We start from the raw sequence: 21,447 nt of genomic DNA, 5'->3' as shown, positions 1-21,447 counted from the left end.
ACCTTTTCTTAGTCTGGTCTTCTGCAATCTGTATAGTTTACTAAAAGATTAGTTTCTACACGATCACCATTTGTATTGTAAACAGTTGCCTTCGTTAATTGGAATGTATCCTCAGTATACGTTTCTCGCTTTGTTATTCCGCCGCCTTTTTTAAACCAAATGTCAAACATCCAATCTGCAGAAGCTTCAAAATTAAGACCACCAGTTTCTTTTGTAATTGTATAAAACTCATAGTTATAATGAGTAGGATAATTTGAATTATGCCAGTACTCTATGCTAGTGATTATGTTATTCTCTTTTAAAGTTGGAATGATATTTTCAGGTCTACTAGGCATCGGATACATATTTAGTGAAGTAAAAACAATGGCATGTTTTACTGCATCATGTCTGTATTTATTGTTAAATGTAAATAACCCAAAAGTAGGGTCAGTAAACTGATTCCATTCGACATTAAATTCTTTCCTATTAAGGCCTTTGAGTCTTTCGAAAGACATTACCTTAGATAAATCGATTTCATTCACAGGAGTAAATTCTTGATAGAAAGCAGGTTTTCCATCAGGGTTTAGACCTGTAGAGATTATTGCAACTCTAGCATCCACTTTTGCATCTATTAAGTTTTGAATTAGGATTTTTACATTTTGTTTCATATTATGGAACCATAGATCTTCTAGTTTTTCATAAGTATTAATAGATAACACTATGTCAATTTTACCTATCTCATTAGCTGTGGCGTTTCCTGTTAATTTTCTAGGGAAAAGTTTATGTTTAAACATAGGGATTCTCGGGTACACATCTTCTGTATCTTTTTCCCCTGTAAATTCATATTCCTTTTTGAATTCCCCTGATTCTACAACTAATTTTTTAATCTTATGGAAATCATCTTTCACAGAAAATTTAAAGTCACTAACAAATGAGCTACCAAAGCAATTCTTGCCACGAGCACGCGTCTTATCGTCACTAGTATTATAAGCACTTGCAGTCGTAAATCTAAGCGGACCTTTTGTACAGTCATTCCCTATGAATGAAAGTGAATCAGTTTTTACTTCTCCATTTTCATCTATGACACCAAACTTAACAACTACTAGATTATTTTTACTAATTAAATTTGTATCAACAGGAATTGTTTTCGATACATATCTTTGGTTATTGATTTTTTCAGTATTATTAAAAATCTCTTTACCATTAATCTTAACAACAGAAAAGACATTAACAATATTATTAATACTTTTCACATTAACTGTGATTACATGAATAGGCTTTTCAACATTATTTTCTTTATTTGCGCATAATGAATATGGAACATTTAAAAAATCAATTTTTATATTATCTGAATTCCCTTCAATATTAACATCTACAGGCGTTTCTTTTTTACAATTAACAGCTATCAGCTTGAGCTCCTTTGTAGAACTAATACCACTTTCATTTGTTGCAGTTACACTAATTGAGAAAGTATCACCAGGATCAAGTAAAGTTGTGTCTAATGAAAGATTATGAGTAAATTCTTTTTTATTTTGCAGCGCTATTACTTCAGGGTCTTTTATAAGTTTACCATTTATTTTTAAAGAACAACTAAATGACTTTATTCCTAAAGTGTCTGATATATATACGTTTAAGCTTTCAAATAGGCTATCTTTAATATTAGGATTCTCTTCTTGAGTTAGATATTTATTTCCACATAAATCCTTTGGAGCATCTTTAAATTGAATCTCCGGACCATTTGAAGAAATGCCAGTTTCAATAAAGTTTTGAGAAGGACATATCGATTTAATAAAATCTTCGTCCAATCGATATACAATGACATCATCTTTCCCACCCACATAAGGTGCTTTACTGTAATCCACAGTACCATTATGGAGCCATAAAAGATTATTTACTGATTTCAAAGCCCCTATTGAATGCTCTGGATAGCTTACTCCAGCTGACTTATATTGAATTCCTTGTGACCATCTAGTTTGCTCTACACCTGTCCTATCTCTATAGAGCACACCTAATGCTGTTATTAGAACATTATCTTTGCCTGTGCCACTGGTAATTTGAATCGCAGGGCTCTTAAAGAATTTTTCCCATCCCACTTTTACGACGACTTCTCCGTTTTTAGTGGTAAATTTATAATTGGATGCATAGGCAGTTAAGGATATTTTCCTTACTTCAAGTTTATTCGTTACATCATTGTAATACTGAACTAAAATATGAGTTACTAAATTACATGAATAAATATTTCCAGATGGCTGATAAGTAAATGTATCAGGGTTAAAATCACTCATTGTATCACAAGCATGATCAATCCAATCATTTTCAAAAACCGGTATTACATAACTCCCTTTTTCCCCTAGACTTGGAGCAGAAGAAAAATCACCCTGGATTGTTTGAGGGAACCAATCTGCATCATTCTTGTCGCTTCCTACTAGGATTTTTTCTATGTTTGAAACTTGCCCATGTGTCTTTCCTATGCCTACTGGCCAAATCACATGTGGGTCATCATAATAATCCGAATAGAGCAAACTAATAGCATGGATTTGAAAAGCTTGTTTTGATTCATCATTTCCTGCTGCTAACATTAGTACAGGGCCACTAAATTGCTTACTCCATCCTATTGCAAGCTTTGCACCTGCCCCATTATCTAAAAATGTTAAAGGCAGCGTAGACGCTGGAATATGTATCATTTTAATCTCATGAGAGCCATTGTCGTTATAAAGATAATAATAAAGAGTAATGTCCTCTAATTTATAGCAATCTCGAACTCTCTTTTTGCCTTCATGATTTGTATCTGGTCTACGGCAGTCTTCCACTACAAATGAAAAGCTTTTGTTAATAGATAAGTTTTGAGTATCATATGCAGTTATGCTAACTGTTACAGCGTCACCTTTTTTAATACCTAAATCAGTAAGTTTCTGATAAGGGACTTTTACGTATATGCTAGATTCATTAATGCCCATGATACTGATCGCTGGCATTTCTTGTATAGAAACTGGTTGTTTCTTTTTGTTTTTACAGCCACATCCTTCTTGTTCTTCAAAAGCATCTAACCATTCCCCGAAATCCTCTATTTCCATAAGATCTACCTTTGAATTACTAGTATTCATTGCTTGCAATACCGCTTCTTCAGGTTCAAATAATATGCCGTTTATAGTATAACTAATGCTACGTATGGAGGATGAGGCCTGAACACTTCCATAGAAGATAAGTTGATCATTTTCACATAGTGTTATTGGATATTTATCTAAGATAATTGACATACCCTTTGTCTTATCCGGTTCAACTGGCTTATCTTCTTCTGGCATATTGTCACAAGTTACAACTTCAAATATGCATACATCAAATGCCATACCTTTTTGGTCGTATGCTCTCACTGAAATGGTTGTAGTTCCTTTAGGAAGCATAAGCGCTGGTATCGTAAATTCAAAATTTGATTCTGCTCCTGAAATGGTTTTGGTTTCTTTTTTCTTCGGTCCAATATATAATTCAGCTTTTGATAAACTATTGTTACTTATTGCTTTGCATTTCAGTGTTAAATCCTTATCATCACACCATTGAGCTGATTTATTAAGAATACTAATCTTTAGATTTGATGGTTCAATAGTTTCGGTAATTGGATCATCGGGAGTTTCTTTATAAATAATATCAGGAGCTATTGTATTTGCTTTTTTATAACTCTTTTCACTCTCGTAACTATTTGAAACCGTACTTATAGTTTGTAAATTAAAATTATACCCTGTTAGTATAGGACTGGCTTGCAAGAATGAATTTGCTGATTGTGGTGCTGAAGCATAGTCTTTAAGCATGAATCCTTCTACAGTGTAATCATTTGGTCTACGTCCTAACACCTTTAGTCGCAAGCTATAAACAGGATATTCTGATTCTAAATAAGCATCTTTTTGTTCTAATTTTTGCTTGGAACTTTCTACAGTTCGGACTGTATATATCTTTGGTGGCTGTTCATCAGAAAGCACTTGATGCTGCAGCGGTGTTATAGGGTGCCATGTAGTTCCATCATCTATAGAGATAAAATACTTTAACCATTCATAAGATAACTCAGGATTTTCAGAGAACATTTGTGGGATATTCTGATTTACATTTAAAGATATTTTATCTAGTGCTTTATCAAAGAAAAATGGAAACGTAACTAGCTCTCCTTCTTCTTCATACTCACATGACCATATCTCTATATCCCTAATTCCTATGCACCATCTGAATCCTTCAAATTTTTCTACTCCCATATCTATAGTATCTAAATCAATACTATTCATAAGGCGATTGATTGTTTCACCAATACTTGTTGCTTTAATATTCGTTTCACCCAATAGAGGATAGTTCGCTTCTACACTACTCTCATTTACTTTTACTTCTATACCTAAATCTTCAAGAGAAATCAATGGGCCTTCTACACGAGGTGCATATTTATATTTTTTAGTAGCCATATCCATTGCGTATTCAGACTTATCTTCTGATTGTGTTTTCTTCTCATAAAAGATATGACCTATATCTGTAATGTATTTATGAGATTGCTCAAATAGGATCGAGATTACTTTTGCTTTTACTGGTGCAAAATGAAACTGATATTGATTTTCCTTTTTGTCTTTAGGTAGGACTGACTTCGGCTGATTCTTCCCATCAGATACTAAAATATTTTTAATAACAGCTGTCTTTGCTCCATAATTAGAAGGAGTATACATATTCAAATTGATTTCATTAATAACTTTTTCCTCTTTTAATATAATTTGCATATGTAGTTTTAAGCTGCCATTATCTGCATCCTCAGCCCATTGTATGGTTTGATTGCCATGCACTTGATAATTCCAGCCTAAGTTTTTTGCCACACGCACTTTATCATGCTCTCGGACATTTACTTTTTCATATTCAAACCATGTGTTAGGCGAGCCATCTAAGACAGCTGAATAATCACTATGATTGTTTTCTTCTCCTAAGAAAGTAGGAATATAATTCTTATTTGTTAGAATATCATCCGTAACACTATGTATTTCTGTATTGTTACCTGGAAATCCATTTGATTCAGTGCCAATAATAAACTTATCTTGCTTACGATTACCGGCAATAATAGTAACACTAGAATCTAGAGCGACATTTTCTCTACTCTTTTGAGGCAATGTTACAGCCCCATTTACTATTTCTAATGGCTTTCCTACGATACGGCTATAGTCTATCTTTTCTTTATTTAAAAAGTCATCTCTGCCAAATTTGATATCATCTTCACTTTTCTCTGCATAGATTTCTAAATCCCTCATTTTATCAAAAATATTTTCATATTGATTATTAAGAATTTCATGCTGCACAGTATTGTGATTAAAATCTGTATACAATGATCGCCCTATGATATCCATCTCCTGAAACAATAGCTCAAGATCTTGTTTAATTTCTATCATCATTTGATTAAAATCTTCACTCCAAGGAGGGCCACCTTCTGGAGCAAAACGAGGCACCATATTTGGTTTCCCTACAGAAGTAAAGAATTCTTGAAATGAATTAAATACAGATGCAATCAGCTTTGGCTCTGACTGAATAGAGTTATCTTCAAATTTTTGCTTTGCTCGTTCAAACAATTGACGAGCTTGGAAATATAGCATCTGAGAGTTATTTTTGATTGGCTTACTCATATTAAACCTCCTGATCGTATGATTGACACTTAATACTGTAACTATATAAAGCTGGCGTAACTGACTCATCTTCCATGCTATTTCGACGCAGGATTGCTTTTAATCTAATATCAGTTGTCACGTAGTAATAATCAACAGTAATGTTTTCAATTTTCGCTCCATCAATAGGTTTACCGAAAACAATTGTTTTCCCTATTTGCGCAAAGGTCTTTCCTTCGTTTTCAGTGAGTCTTTCAGTGTCGTATGTGTTTGTAGCATGATTTGTTATGTTTTTAAATTCTTCACCATTTACACGAACAATGATAGGGAATTCAGGTGTTTTATTTTCGTTTTGAGCATAGCGATTTTCCTTTTCATTGTATTTAAAAAGAGAATTTCTAAATAAATAAGGGCTATGCTTCAGCTCAATTGCATTATTGAAATCCGCTGATTCAAAACTTTCTCCTGTATCTCCATTTACATCTATATACTGGGTTGGTGTAATGTTATTTTCATAATCTAATACAACTACATACGCTTCATCTGTTGGCTTATAATCGACAGTATAAATACTAGATGCAGAGTAGTACTTACTAAAGATTCCTATCTTCTTCCCATCGTTTGAGATAATATATGTCTGCGGATCCATAGGCACTCCATTTCTCCTTAAAACGACTGTCTTATTTGATACGATTGGGAATCTAAAACTATATTGAATTAAAGAGTGTCCTTTGAATTCTGGATAATCTCCTTGTATCATATCTCCAGATAACAGTTCGCCATATACGTATTTTTTATCATTTGGCAAAATTGGAATCCAATCCGATGCATTAGGATTTTTCTTATACGTTATATAGTATTCTATATCTGTAATTTGAGCTGTATTTATGCTTCCGAGCTCTTTTGTAATTGGATCAGCTACTGCATTATCTATTTCAAGATGATGATGCTTTTCAACCGTGCTTAGTCCTATCTTATTTGCGTTACTAGATAAGGGAAGCGGCTCGGTTACCATTATTGAATGGTTTTTGTACTTACGTCCAAAGATTGATATATTGTATGCACCATATAGATATGAAATCTTATTAACTGCTTTCCAGCTTTTCTTTAATTCCTCATCATTATTAATAGCGTTATCTTTATCTTTTGATAATGCTTGCAACTTCAAGAGCATTGGGTTTTTATAGTCACCCATCCTTATAGCTTCCATTGCACGCTTAGCACTTTCTAGTACTCCACTTTCATTGACACTAAGAGCCCATTCTTTTAATTTCTCTAAATAAACAGACCAACCAGTAATCTCATTCTTTTTATCAAATTCCGCAATGGTTTCATTAGGATTTTTGTAATCTGGGATCAATTGTTCTGAAGATGATAATTTTCTCCATAGCTGCATGTTTTGTTCTTCATCTTTGTTGACAATAAAATTCTCACTTACATAGTTTTCTTGTCGTAGTAGTATTTTAATTTTAGATACATCAACAGATGGAAACTGAAATGTCATAAGGTTTACTGACTTTTTGTTTCGCTGCATAGGGTTGATATGATTCAGAGAAATTAATTCGTACATTTTTCCGTTCATATCTTCTGTTTCATAACCATAGATGCTAACAATCTCTAATGGATATGCACAAAATGGTTCAAAATGAATATCTGAGACAGTAGTAACGCCATTCAAAGTTATCTCCAACTCACATAACGCCCCATCCTTGGGAACTTCTTGATAGTCATTTTTCCATAAGTCGTTGATATTTTGTTTAATTGGTTGATCCACTAAAATACTTTCTGCCCAATATGTATTTAGCGAGCCATCTATAGCTTGGTCAATTGTATGATTAGGATTTTCACTAGGATACCCTGTTCTATTTAGAACGTTTATATGAGCAAGCTTACGGCCATAGTTCGTTCTTAACTGGTCAATGGTTTCTACTCCAGCTAACTGTAAAGCATCACCTACATTTTCAGCAAGAAATGTGGAGTCTAAATATTTATCGAAACGATCTTTTCTTAGACTTTGTAATACTGTTTCATTAGTTTCTATATACTCTGGTGCCTTAAATTGCTCATGGATTCCATCAACAAAGCCATCTGTATTTTTCATAATTAACTTGTAACGATTTACTTTTGTTTGTAATGCGTATACATTTTTTCTAATAGTTGCTAATAGAGATTTTGAAAGCTGTTTGTTATCATCTATAAACCTATCTATTGTAGATGACGCTTCAAATAATGTAGCCAAATCAAAAGCAATTTCCTCCATATTTTCATTATACGATTTAGAATTCGTCTGTTTTGATTGCATTCTAGCTTGAAAAGTAGGGCCGTTATTTTTCCCATCTAATTCTGTTAATAATTTCTCTAATTCAGCCTGCATCTCATAATTTGTTTTTATTTTACCTTCTTTTTGCTGAAGTTCTAGTAACTCTATTAACTTTTTTCTTTGAGTTGTAGGCATTGTAATTAAGAAATCATCTAAAAACTTAGTCATATGTTATGTCCTTTCTCTGGGTTATAAAGTAAACAAGACAGCCGAAGCTGTCTATTTACTCACGATACCTTGCTTTCCATCGAATGGAATATAGGATTTTTTATTTTCGTCCCATTTCTCTAAAATAAAATGGCTTAAATGAGGATGATCTGCATATGAAAAAGTAACATTAGCCATTCCATCTTGCACTTGAACTTGTAAACCTTTTGGTGTAATTCCTTCTTTAACTACATCTTGATGGTTTCTCATAATAGAAAAATCAGCTGTCCAGTTTGCCCCCTTCATGGATTGCATATCTTCTTGGACTGACTTTACGATTTCTTCTAAATCAAATAAAATTTGTGTAACTTTGCTATTCTTCTGAACCATTTGCTGAATAAAAATATATAAGAAATCTTCAGGGATATCTTTAAATTGCATTCTCACCGGAAAATATAATACCCATCCTTTTTGCGCTGTTGTAGATAGTGTTACGATACCCTTTTCTGTGATAGTACCTTGTACAAAACGATTATATTCATCACGAGCGGGCATGCCATCAGAGGTTAATACACTCACATCACCATCAATAAAAGATATGCCATTTGACTTTATGATACTAAAACTTTCAGCTTCTATATCAATATTGTACTTATGTGGTATAAACAATTCTTTATTAATTTTCTCTACATTTGCAAGTGCCATCTCTTGTAATTGACGTAATCTATAATCTAACTTCAATCCGTCATCTATATTTACATCCACAGAAGCAATAGCATTATTGAGTTCTTCAAAGAATACTCCTTTTGTCAGCTCACCACCACTGGTATCCCCTTTCTCACCAATACTGGATGCTATTTTATAAACCTCATTTTTCAATTGGTTTAGTGTATCTTCTAGACGTTTTCCCCGATTAGCGGTACTTTCAAAACAAGCAGTAGATATTTCTGTTAAAGCTTCATCTGCACGAATTAATGCTGATAATGCATTGGTTGAAGCAGTATCTAACTTAGAAGGCAAGTTTAGAATTTTATACTTCTCTCTATTCCAATCGCTCAAATTTTGATTCATTTCATCTATCTGTTTTTCAAGTATATTTACAAATGGTATTAAATCTTTCGAATTATATATAGGCATTTTAATACCTCCCTTTCAATATTTTATCATGAAATGCATTACATTAACCACTAGATTTCATATATTTCTGTAGATATTTCTGATATCACTGGCATTGCATTTAGTTTAACGTAATCAATAAGAAGCGATCCTTTTCGGATGTCTTTAGATTTATTTAAGATGATATCAATCTTATGTACGCTAGACTTTACTTTTATTGATTGTTTGTAAACCATCCATTGAGGCTGATTGATTTGCGCTAACTCAATTGTTTCTTTCGTCCCATCATCATAGGATATCTCTAACTGACCTAAACTACGCTTTGTTGCCATTTGCTCTTTTATAGCTTTAATCTCAATTCCATATGTACTATGATTGATTAAGTGACCAGGTAAAGTAATGCCATACTCAGCATCATTATTGATACGTAAAGCATAATTATCCCCTGTTCCTAAGAATGCATTAATTACTTCAAACGAACCTTTACTTATAGAGCTATTATAATATCCTATATGCTGATTATATAAGAACTCATGATTTGGAAGAATATTATAATCATCTTCCTGCTTGAATTCATTATAAAATTCAATAACAGGCAATGTACCATAAGCTTTATGTTTGGCTACGGCTTCTTGTATTTCGGATTCAATAAATCCATTAGGATTATCCTCTGATTTCAATATACTTTTTGGAAGCCTAATAATTATAACCCCATTCTCTTGGTAAGCTTCTCCATCAAAGTAGCCAATGTCCCAATGGTATAGTGACTCTTTATTAACTTGTTTAATAATTTCCCTTGATAAAGATTCATCCAGTCCTCCACCCTTTGTTCTTGTATCAAGAATGGTTATGTTGTCTTTTGATGTGCTATTGGACTGTAGCATTGCTTTTCCTAATCGAAGCAAGGTTGGATTATATTTCTGGTCTTTTTGATTAAACCAAAACTCTTCATCTGTATGGAAAAGTACCTTCTTACGAACTGACCCTGTTACAAATTTGCCATGCAAACTAGGGTTAGCTAAATCAACTAATCTAACTGCAGAAGGGCATATGTACACATGAATTTGTTTTACTAGTAATTCTAGATTGCTAGTTCCTTCTTTCTTTACTTTAAATGGCTCTGTATCACTTTCAATAGGAATCCATCTATGGAAACCATTTTCAGCTACTGTGTGACGATGACCTGGTGTTGGATTTAAATCTAAATGGAAAAACGATTCATTCTTTTCGAACCCTCGATATGTATACCATTCTTCTTTGTATGCGTATTTTATATATACTTCATCTTGCTCACCTATACGATCTAATAAATAAACAATTCCCTTCATTGCATCCACATCAGCTACTCGGAGATTTCGTTTATTATTTCCTCTAATTGAATATACTTCTAGATAACTAGTATTTTTTGGTGAGCTTAATAAAATAGGAGTATACCTTGTTTGTATGGAATACTCATTTAATATCATAGGCCGTTCTTTATCTACCAGTATAGTAGCATTATTATAGAATTCTTGATTCGTATATTCTGGAAGGCTGTATTCCAAATCAACCTCTACGATATCATTTGGCGATTTAACCATTCCCAATAGCTGCGGATACGAAATGTATATCTCAGGTGGTCTTTCTATTGAATTTAACTCATGATAAGGCAATCGCAATCTCTTTAAAAACCTTCCACTTTTAACTCGAATATACCAATTTTCTTGTTCTATATTTTGTTGCTCAATCCTAGGCTTTTCAATTTCAATTTTTCTTTGCTCTTCTACTTTAATAGCGAATAAAGGGACTGCTGATAATTGTTGAAAAGTAGTCCAAGCTACTACATCCACATGAATAGAAGAATTTAGCTCACCTTTATCAGTTAATATGCTTTTTAATCGAAGGCGATTGACACCTATTTGATCTTGAAACTGATCCACCGGTAATCGAATAAATCCATTTTTAGTACATCTAAACCTGTAATTAACTCGATACTCTGCATTCTCTACGGAAGCAGTCCCATCAGCTGATATTCCGTTCACTTTTCCACGTTCAATTCGCAAACAGATTTCATCTAATGGAATATCTTTAGGTATTTCAAGAAACTGATAAACTCCTATGTCACCAAATATCTCTATAATGCTTTTCAGACCATCTGCTTTTAATATCTCATTATCCTCTAATGTATAGGGTTTTCCTATTACTCGTATTGGAGGAACTTTTGGTATAACCTTTAACTTGTTTGGATGCTCTAATTGGATAGAAACATTCTCTCCAGTTAATAGAACTGGTTCATTCCATGTGAAGTCTTTTACAGTTGATGGTATCTGCTCAGTAGGGAGCACACTTGGAACAGTGGAAATTGTATAATGTCCATCTGCATGATATTCTATAAAGCCTGTTCCTTTTATGGTTAGACCATTTTGTTTAGTTGTCCACTTTGATCTGACCACATTACCTGTAATAGGATCATTGGAACGCCCATAAACGAAGTGTGTCCTAGGGTCTATGCTAATAGTAAATTCACCATCGGATTTCCCGTAATATGTGAAGACCTCATAAGTTGCATCGCCTAGTTGTTTAGCTTTACTTTTAATGGATGCAGCCATCAAGTCCTCTACTGCATAATTAGAAAGCTTTTTATCCTTCGTATCTGTTAATAAGATATCTTTTTTCTCTGTGCAAACTGTATCTACAATCACGTCAGCCATTTTAAAATCATACCATAGTGTATTTCTCTGAGAAGCAGAAAAAATACCATATGAGCCTTTTTGATGCGTATTATCTTTCGCTTGGCAAACTAATTGTCCTAGCTCGTCTGATTCGGGGTTATCAGAAATGAAAATACGGAACCAATCACCAGTTACAACTACGGTTAACTTATAATCTTTTCCATGCTCCCAGCCCTTACTGGCATACGATTCAGTCATATTTGTTATATCCTTAAATGAACAGTTCGTTTTATCTGTAGGATACCTGCTTCCACTATTCCATGAATCTTGATTTGGAGATGGTGGCAAAACACTTGGTAAAGCTTTTAGAATTCGTTTATGACTTCTTCCAAATCCACTACTTAAATAAGCTTCCCTACTGTTAGTGGTGTTCCACATATTATTATTAACTGGACTAAAAGTTTTCATAGTAAAGCCGTATTCGTCAAGAATAGCACGATCACATGGTTGTATTTTACCAGCAACATCTTTCCCATGTTCTTTCGTATAGGTTTTCTCTGCTGTTGATTTTTCATCTTTTTCCCAAACAAACATGTAATAGTTTTGTGCATCTTGTACACGAAACATAAGTCCAATACAATCATCATCAATGGAATCATCCATTTTTACTTTTACAGAAAATTGATAATCTGTTTTCTCCATCAGATTAATGGTTTTACCGTTAATCATTTCATTTCTTTGGTAGAATCCACAAACATCATTTTGGTTTTCTAAATACTGAATTACATTCTTTTTCATAGATGCAATATAGGAGTACTGCCATTTACTTAAATCATTAGAAATTCCTATCGTAGACCATTTGTTTTTATCTAGTACATCTAATACTTTAGTTTCTCTTTCTTTTTTAAACGCAACATCTGCACATACTTGCCAGTTTGTTTTATAATCCATCTTCTTTTCCGTAAAGCCTTGTCCGTTTGCTTCCCATGTAAATCCCCATTTTGTCTTTTGACGCTCTGGGATAATAGTACAGCGATGGAGGATTGGTTCATCTTTAATCTTCACATTATCTTGAAGTGCATTTTTCCAGGGTTTCACATTCAATTGCTTTACTTTTGCTTCTGCAGCATGCGACATAACCTCGTTGATTTGGCTTTCAATTTCATTATTATCTACAATGGTTGTTACGTTATATAGAAGATTCCCTTTTCCGTCTTCGATGAAATATTTGGCATCCATTGGAACACTTGGTGTACCCATTGGTAAAGATAGTTCAATCATATCTTTTGCATTTATTTTCCCACCATCTAGAGCCAAGCCGATGTTCTTCCACTCACCAGTGTATTCTTCTTTTTCATTTGTAAGCAATGCATCGTAATTCATTACCCAATCTGTGATGTGTCCGACACTGACTTGCATTTCTTTTCCATCGTCATTTTTATATTTCGCAACAATTCGATGTGAAAATATTTTAGGTGTTCGAGGGTCTGATTCAGATCTTTGAGCGACAATCACTTTATGACCTTCCCCATTACTATGAGAGACTACCGCAAAAATTTCTTTATCTGGGTTATCTATGGACGCTTGGCGAACTTCTTCTTCAGTTTTTTGATCAAATGCACTTATACCATTGATAATTCGCAACTTGCCACCTTCAAGCATTTGTCTAGATAATTTATCTACTTGAATTTCATTATTTTTATCTGTATAAAACTCTATGCTTTTTTCTACAGCTTGTATGCTGGAATCTTTTACGATCTTATCTATGTGATTATAGCGAATTTTAATGGTATTATTTTTGTCTGTGTTCTTATGAAGATAGACTTGTATACTATAAATTCTTGGATTTTCCTTATAAGGAATCACATAAATATCATACTTATACGAATCATCTAACAGGTTTCCATTCTCATCCGTTAATTCTATTTGCTGCCCTGTATATTTTTCTTTTTTAAATACACCTTTTTCATTTGCGATAGCGGTTTTACTGTCATAATGAAAATCTATTTCGAATTTATAATAAAGAGCACTTTCAGTCTTATACTCGTTCTTTTTGAATTTCCGAGTAACATTAATTTTATCACTTGGAAATACTCCTTTAGGTGGCCGAGGTTTTATTTCATCCTCATTAACAATATCAACGTATTCCAATTCCCCTGCTTCATTCGCAACCACAATTGATTCCAGTTGATCTTTTGTGATTACGTTATCGGCTGTATATGAAGTATCAATTAATGATAAATTTTCTTCAATCTGTACCTTTGGCACATGAATATAAGCTAGATTAACATCACCTTCTGGCACTTCTTTTCCTAAACGCATAGAATAGGTATTATTAGAGAGTTTGCTTTTATAATCATGCAAATCTAACCCCTGTTTTTCTCTTTCAAGAGACATGAAAGAACCTCCTTTTATATGAGAAAAAGCCAAAGGGGAATTTATCCCCCAATGACTTTTATATATACATAGCTCGCTGCTTGCTCAAAACCCATATCATATGAGACTTTAATCATAATTTCACCATGCTTTTCTTTTAAACCACTTAATATGAATTCAGCTTGTCCAAAATCATTTGTTATAACTTCTTTTTTACGTGCATTCCCATGTGTATCTCTATATTCAACATTCATTTTTTTATCTTTCATAACAGGATTCCAACTAGAATCTCTTAGTGTCATTTTAATAGTCGAATAGTCGTCTACACCTGATAAGATAGCCAATTTAGGAGCAACTATATCGATATAGAGTCTTTCTTTTTTATTTTCTGCATAATAGTTTAATAGCAATTCTTTTCGCAGATCATTGCATTCTATACGGTATATACTAATCAAGCCTTTTGGTGGAGCTGGTGTATCGTAAATATATACCTCACCTGCTTCATTCGTAATAAACTCTGCATCTATTGGCTTATCGTCTCGATAAATTTTCACTATTTTATTCGGGCAAGGGTTATTGTATTTGTCTAAAATACTAACAGTTACAAGAACCTTCTCCTTCCCTGAATTAGAGATTATTTTATCTGATAAGTGAGCTTGTATTGTTTTTGCATCTTGCTCTCCTGTTTCAGATAGATATAAGAATCCAGTGTGGTTATGAGTTAATAAAGGATTTAAAACAATTTCTTTCGCACGATAGAAAGGCGTCTCTTTTGCTGACTCATAAATGACTCTCATATTTTTCATCTTATTTTCTTCATAGTTATTGTGTAAAATAATTTGAGCTGAATCGGTTTCTAAATTTGCATTTATATCAAGAATGTAGCTATATAATAAAATGTAACGCACTTCTATTATATCAGTTACATTAATTTCTTTCATAAATTCAATAGCTGAAACTTCCTCATGAAAAATCAAATCATTCGCTTCAATAAGACTTCCATTTAGATAAACCTTTAACGTTTCTTTATCAATGCCTTTGTAGTTTAAATAATATTTTGCATATCCATTTCCATGAAAGACCTCTTTATTTTCTAACGTTAAATTCCAGTTATCATCATAAAATGTTACCTTCCTCAAAGTATTACCTTGATTATCCTGCACGATGATTGGACAACCTTGCTGTGGCCTTGGCTGAATCATAATACTATTGTTTTTATCAGGAGTTACTATATATTCTTTTTTCTCTGCATACAAGTAATGCTCCCTCTCTTGATGATAATAATATCCATTGTGCACAAGCAGATGCCAAGGCAGCGGCCTAGCTTTTTTTACTTGAGCAAATAGCTTGTATCCAAGATAAGGTGTTAAGTATTTAGGATGGATGCGTTCGAAATCTTTACCCGGTCTAGACCAGTGCAAACGAATAACGGCTTGTCCTACGTTATCAAAGAAATTCGCCCTAATTGGATACCATTTACCACCTTCCATATATACAGAAGCTTCATAAGAAGGGAAGAAATCTTCAGCTGAAGTAATATGCCATTCATTAATAAGCAATTTATCAGCAATCCATAATCTAAATCCGTCGTTTACTTGCACTTTAAAACGATAGTACCCTGTTTGTGGTGCATAAATATATCCATTCCAGCTTACAGTAAATCCGTCATTTGGATCTGACTCTTTTGGCGGCTGAAGCACTGGAACCGTTGGCTCATTCTTAGAAGGATATTTATTTTGATTCGGATCAGGGATAGGTGGATTCTGTCCCCTCACTGTTGCAAATAATTTTGATTGACCATATGCAGTCATCTTAGGTTTTTCAGATGGCTTCCATTGCGCAATTCTACACATTAAGTTAACCCATATTTTCATTTCATTATCACTCAATTGTTGTCTAAAACGTCCATCACAATAATACGTGCTATCCCCAGCTTCTGAGTAATATACGTTATCAACATAACTTAACCATGGTCGATTTTCATGCGCAAACTTATAGATAGGTATCCCATTCAAACATTGGTTCCAGTGACTCACACTTACGTCAATTGTCCCTGTAAGTGGGTACGGATAATTGAATGACGGGTCAATCAATGTAATTTTATCACCCCGTGTATATGGCTCAGAATTAGCCTTCTTAAACCCGAACTCTTCAAGTAATTTAATTGTATTTTTAATATTACCAGATATCGTATCATGACTAAATATGATTACTTTATTAGATGCTGCTTTAAACTTGCGTACAAAATCCATCATGTCATCTGCAAAATCTGTACCTGCATTACAATCTGCAGGAGTAAATGTAAGTACATCAAAATCTTCCACCTTATATTTATTCCAGTTTTGGTACACGTCTTGCACTATCTCGATGCTTTTTGATATATCAAAGTTGCCATATCTTTTAACAGCTTCTTGGATAGATGTATGACCGAGAGGGTTTACTTCCAGAATAGATGGAGACAATTCTAAAACTCTAATCTTTTGGAACTCCTTAAAGTAAACTTCGTAATCACTTTCATCATTTCTTATAAAGTATTCCATAGATACAACAAACCGTGGTTCTAATTTTACTGACTGACAGAAGCTTAAATATTCTTTTTCGAATTTCTCTTTCATGACTTCTTCATCTAACTCAAGTTCATAGAAAGCTTCTTCTCCTTCAATTAGCTTACGCTTTTTAGTGAATTGAAGATGTTTTCTAAATCCAGGGCGCTCTTTTGGTGTCACCCTTTTATAAGTCTGCAACCAAAAGTTCCAAAAATATGTGTCTGGATTTGAGTACGTAATTGGTCCCCATGCGCCTGACTTATAAGTGTCTTCTTTATCAATAGCTTCAAGTTTTAATTTACCGTCAACATAAACCTGAAACTTATTTCCGATTACGCTAATTTTCACATCATGAGTATAAAACTTACGATTAGGAATCGGCTTATTATCTGAGCCATCTGGATCCCACCATTCTGGGTCGTGTACTAATCGTATTTTACTAAAATTCAAGTGTCCTTTTCCTACTTGATCTGGATTTTTACAAGTTAACTTATAAATAGCCATACCATTTACTCCTGCACCACCTGAGTCCCATTCAAAGGAATAGCCTGAGCATGTTTGAGGATCAAATCTAAATACACATCCATAAAGGTCATCATCCCATAATGTTCTGGATTCTACTTTAAATGAAAAGGCATAATCTTTTAATTCCACATGCTTTGGGTTATACCAACCAGAATAATATCCTTGGTTAATTAAATTGATTACTTTATCATATCCTTTTTCAGGTGGACCATGCCAGTCACCAGGTCCATCTATATGATTTCCCTTTGTATCAAATACTTTATCGGGATGTTGATCCCATTGTTTCCATTCACCTGTAAAGTTTGATATATCAACTGCATTTCCAACTGGATACACGACTTCCATGTCTACATCTACATCAAATTGAATATCTTCAGGCAAAAACATAGACATAGCGCTAAAGGACTCATCTGCATGAAGTTTCTTTGGTGAACGATATCCCCAGTTAAAACATAAAGAGCCTTCGTAGAATGGATCATTGTAATTTGGATTTTCTTTCTTGGTTGGAATATCTTCTTGAAAATCTAATTGATTATACTTTTTCTCTCCCAGATAATTACGCTTAGTAGGATCATGAAGCTCATCAATATGATATGACTGAAAATGAACCCAATCATATAGATTTAATATATCTTTATTAATCGTAAGAGTATGGTCTTTTATTTCATACTTTTTATTATCTAATAAAATTCCGTTTAAATAGATTTCCTTGTAGCTACCCAGCTCATTAATCTGGAACACATTGTGTATAGATCCTGTTGCATATTTGATATTAATCATACCGGGACGTATTCCGCTGCCGTGTAGTATTACAACCTCATCTTCTAATGTCCATCCATTATTCTTATCTTGTGAGATAAGGGTATTGCCTACTTTTACATGAAGTATTTTAAATGCCCCACTTGCTTGAACTGGAATTTCGATTTTATCCATATATGATTTAATTTCATAGGATTGTGTCCATTCCTGATAATCCCCTTGCACTTGCCATTTTTGTTCATAGGTTTGTGAAGTTAATGGAAATCTGTAGTACGAACCAAATAGGCCATCCTCTTTTCCTTTCTTCTCTTCAATCCAAACCTTTATAAACTCATTATTACTCGTTACTTCAATTCGCTCTATGAAGGTATTATCAGGATTATAATCCTTTGCAACATTAGAATCATACGGATTCAGTTCTAATGGATTCTCTACAACAGTAATGTCACTCATATTAGCTTGTAAGGTTTCTTTCGATTCCACCCAATTAGAGTACCAATCTGTATACCAGTTGTATGCATCAGTATGATTTGAGAAGAAATCTACCTTTGTTCCTTTTGGATTCAACTTATATTTCACCCTAGGATTATTAGGAAACTCTTTGTCGTATATATCAATAAACGGACCTTTTAATGTCTCCATATCTAAATTATCAGGGAAGAATACAACCTCTGTAGACACATTCACCATATCAGCTTTTCCTGATCCATCTCCAAAGAATGGGCGTTTTCCATTTACTTTTCCATATCCAATATACTTACCGGAAGACCAAGGAACCCAACGTGGATTCTCCTTACAATGAATAACAATATTATCATTTTCATTAGATGTTAATACAATTGGCATACCAGATTTTCCTTCTTGCGCAAGAGATTCTGGTCGTTTATCTGCTGATTCCGTTGTTAATGTTGGATTACTTTCATACCACATTACAACATCTGCGCTATTTGAAAATGCATCTAGTAAGAAGTGAATAACTTCAAAAGTATCAGGCATTCTGTCTTCTTTATCAATAGGATGATAGAAATGTTCAGGACATGGTGGTATATGTGAAATCAAATCTCTATCACTTGTTATAATGCCAGAGTTTTTTATATCTGCCGGGAAAATAGCTTTATACCATTCTGTTGTTTTTGCAATGACTTTTGTCCCTACTGGAATTCTATCGAAATCATCTCTGTTTGCCCATTTTACTTTATCGTACTTAGGGTTTATTGTAGCTTCAATTGGTGTCATTTTATAGTAAGTCCACTTGTTTGGCTTAAAGGAAGCTAGTGGATTAAATGTTACCCATCCGTTATATGCAAATACTCTTTCTTCAAAAGTCTTCTTCAGCTTTTCAATTGGGAACATGCAGCTCCACATGACTAATCTGATTCCATCGAAATCAAAATCATCCCAACATTCATCAATAATTTCATCAGGTGGCTTAACTACTGGATCATCAATTCTACATCCACCATCTGATTCTTCAGGTTCCACACCTGGCGGAACAGGTTTAGGTTTCTTAACTGGCTTAACTAATTCATATTTTTCTTTTTTGTTAATGTAGTCCTCTCGATTAAAGAACTCATTGTAGTCATCCCTAAATACTTTTTTAATGTCGTCAAACACTACTAGAGCTGTATTGAAATCTCTATGATCAGGGGTGACTTCTACTATTCCACATCGTACGTAGCATTTTGCATATTTTTTACCTGCATCAGGTGGATTGTTATTTCGGGCTATAATTTGTCCAGTTTTCCCTGTAATGATTAGCGTCCCTGTTTTAGGGTCTACTACCTGTCCACTTATATCATCCATAATAAATCCTGGTAGGTTCATCTTTTCGCTAACATAATCCTGTGCATTATTTGCAAGGATTTGATCACCTATCCCATTGAACTCAAAGTATTCACTGTAGTTCTGAGGAAATCTACCACTATAGTCTTTCCATGTAGTGTAGTCTTTGGCGTGTACTGTGATTGGTCCATTCCTGCCTGCAACATCTATTGTTCCATTTTCAGCAACACGTGTGTATCCATTTATATAAAAGATATCTACATCGCCATACCTTACATTGGCTGCGTCACACTTTCGCCTGAATCCAGCATCATTATCTACATACCATGCTGCTACATCTGCTATCCTTTTATTTGGTTCATCAGTTGTATTCCATCCAGATTCAGGGATACGCCCCTCAATAATCTTGTATTCTGTAACTTTAACGCCATGGAACTCACAAGACTGGGATACATTAAACATACCAAAGCTTCCATTTCCCCAATCTGTATTAAAGTCATAGCATTTTATGTAAGAAGCCCCTGGATGCTGCCTAACAAAAATTTGCACATTGCTACCATTAGTTTTAATCTTAACACCATGCATATTAAACATAGTCCAGCCAAACCCATTGCTTAAATCATCTACATAAACACGGCGCATAACACCATTTGTTACTTTATAAATACGTTTATGGCGTGTGCCCCATCCTGTGTTATTGCAAAAGTGTCCCCAGTTATTCATATCACTATTAACAGACCTATTTACATATTCATCATAATCATTGAAAACATTAATTCCATCTAAGTTGTCAGCTGCTCTTGAAGACCTTGCAATTCTTTCTTCTGCCTCCCAAAGCATCATGTAGAAATTGCTTGGATCTTTTGCTTGAAATATAAGACCAACTACATCATCATCCCAAGCTGGTGCATGATCAAATTTTCCTGTAGTTGGATTGTATCTTCTAGTATTATAGAAGTCATCCGCTCCATTATTAAGAATAGCCTTAAAATCAAATTCTGTTTCATAAGCGTTCCAAGACATCATATTTCTTGCGATTACACCAGAAAAGAATGGGCGGTTTAATCCATCCAGTACATAACTCCCATCACTAGATAAATGCCAAGTTGTTCTATTGTCATTGTATCCAATATAAATACCTTTATCAGATGTAAATAAGTCTTTGACATCTCCATAGTCTTCGAGCTTGTACATGCCTTTCCAGTCAACTGCATATTCAGCTGTTCGTTTATCTCGAATACCTGTATGACCTTTCCAGTTAAAGGAGTACTGCATGTTTAATCGCCAAACTTCGGCTTCAAAACAAGCTTTCGCTTCCCATAGTCTTTTTACCGGTAACTCTTTTGTTTCTTCGATTTCGTAAGCAAGAGTCTTTTCAGGATGTGCGTTTACTTCAAACTGATAAGGTTTTTCGTTATATTTCTCTAACAATCTCCCATCATAGCTAATTCCATATTCAAAAGGAATTTCTGGGTAAATCATTGTCTCGTGTTTTTTCTTCCCACGTAAACGAGCAGCGTATTGAAAATCTTCTACAACATCTTCTTTCTGAGGGCTTTTTGTAAATAGATCATCATTATCTCCAATACCTGAATGTATGGCATTTCTTTTATATTTTGCTTTTGACACTCCTA

The 21,447-nt window shown here is 33.9% G+C and carries 5 protein-coding genes; all 5 read right to left on the bottom strand.

Features of this window, described 5'->3' with window-relative positions; all coding sequences use genetic code 11:
• Nucleotides 1-8 precede the first annotated feature (8 nt).
• The 5 genes from BCG9842_RS28755 to BCG9842_RS28735 are packed head-to-tail and all read right to left on the bottom strand — an operon-like array spanning nt 9 to nt 21,442.
• Nucleotides 9-5,612, bottom strand: coding sequence for a vWA domain-containing protein (locus tag BCG9842_RS28755; RefSeq protein WP_000042585.1), 5,604 nt, complete (start codon nt 5,610-5,612; stop codon nt 9-11).
• Nucleotide 5,613: 1 nt separating this feature from the next.
• On the bottom strand, nt 5,614-8,079 hold the full coding sequence (locus BCG9842_RS28750) for a hypothetical protein (protein WP_000159992.1): 2,466 nt from the start codon (nt 8,077-8,079) through the stop codon (nt 5,614-5,616).
• A gap of 51 nt (nt 8,080-8,130) precedes the next feature.
• Entirely contained in the window at nt 8,131-9,195 is a 1,065-nt protein-coding gene (locus BCG9842_RS28745; RefSeq protein WP_001123435.1) for a hypothetical protein, read from the bottom strand.
• Nucleotides 9,196-9,245: 50 nt separating this feature from the next.
• Nucleotides 9,246-14,222 carry a hypothetical protein gene (locus tag BCG9842_RS28740; RefSeq protein WP_000051233.1) on the bottom strand — a complete coding sequence of 1,659 codons (4,977 nt, stop codon included), beginning with the start codon at nt 14,220-14,222 and terminating at the stop codon, nt 9,246-9,248.
• A gap of 41 nt (nt 14,223-14,263) precedes the next feature.
• Nucleotides 14,264-21,442, bottom strand: coding sequence for a PA14 domain-containing protein (locus BCG9842_RS28735; protein WP_012614841.1), 7,179 nt, complete (start codon nt 21,440-21,442; stop codon nt 14,264-14,266).
• Nucleotides 21,443-21,447 lie beyond the last annotated feature (5 nt).

Origin of the sequence: Bacillus cereus G9842 (assembly GCF_000021305.1) — a bacterium.
Classification (GTDB): domain Bacteria; phylum Bacillota; class Bacilli; order Bacillales; family Bacillaceae_G; genus Bacillus_A; species Bacillus_A thuringiensis_S.
The sequence above is the reverse complement of the archived record's forward strand: the minus strand, read 5'-3'. Positions and strand labels throughout refer to the sequence as shown.

Excerpts from the sequence above, each read along its gene's own strand:
- BCG9842_RS28755 (WP_000042585.1), bottom strand. The coding sequence starts at position 5,612 with ATGAGTAAGCCAATCAAAAATAACTCTCAGATGCTATATTTCCAAGCT.
- BCG9842_RS28750 (WP_000159992.1), bottom strand. The coding sequence starts at position 8,079 with ATGACTAAGTTTTTAGATGATTTCTTAATTACAATGCCTACAACTCAA.
- BCG9842_RS28745 (WP_001123435.1), bottom strand. The coding sequence starts at position 9,195 with ATGCCTATATATAATTCGAAAGATTTAATACCATTTGTAAATATACTT.
- BCG9842_RS28740 (WP_000051233.1), bottom strand. The coding sequence starts at position 14,222 with ATGTCTCTTGAAAGAGAAAAACAGGGGTTAGATTTGCATGATTATAAA.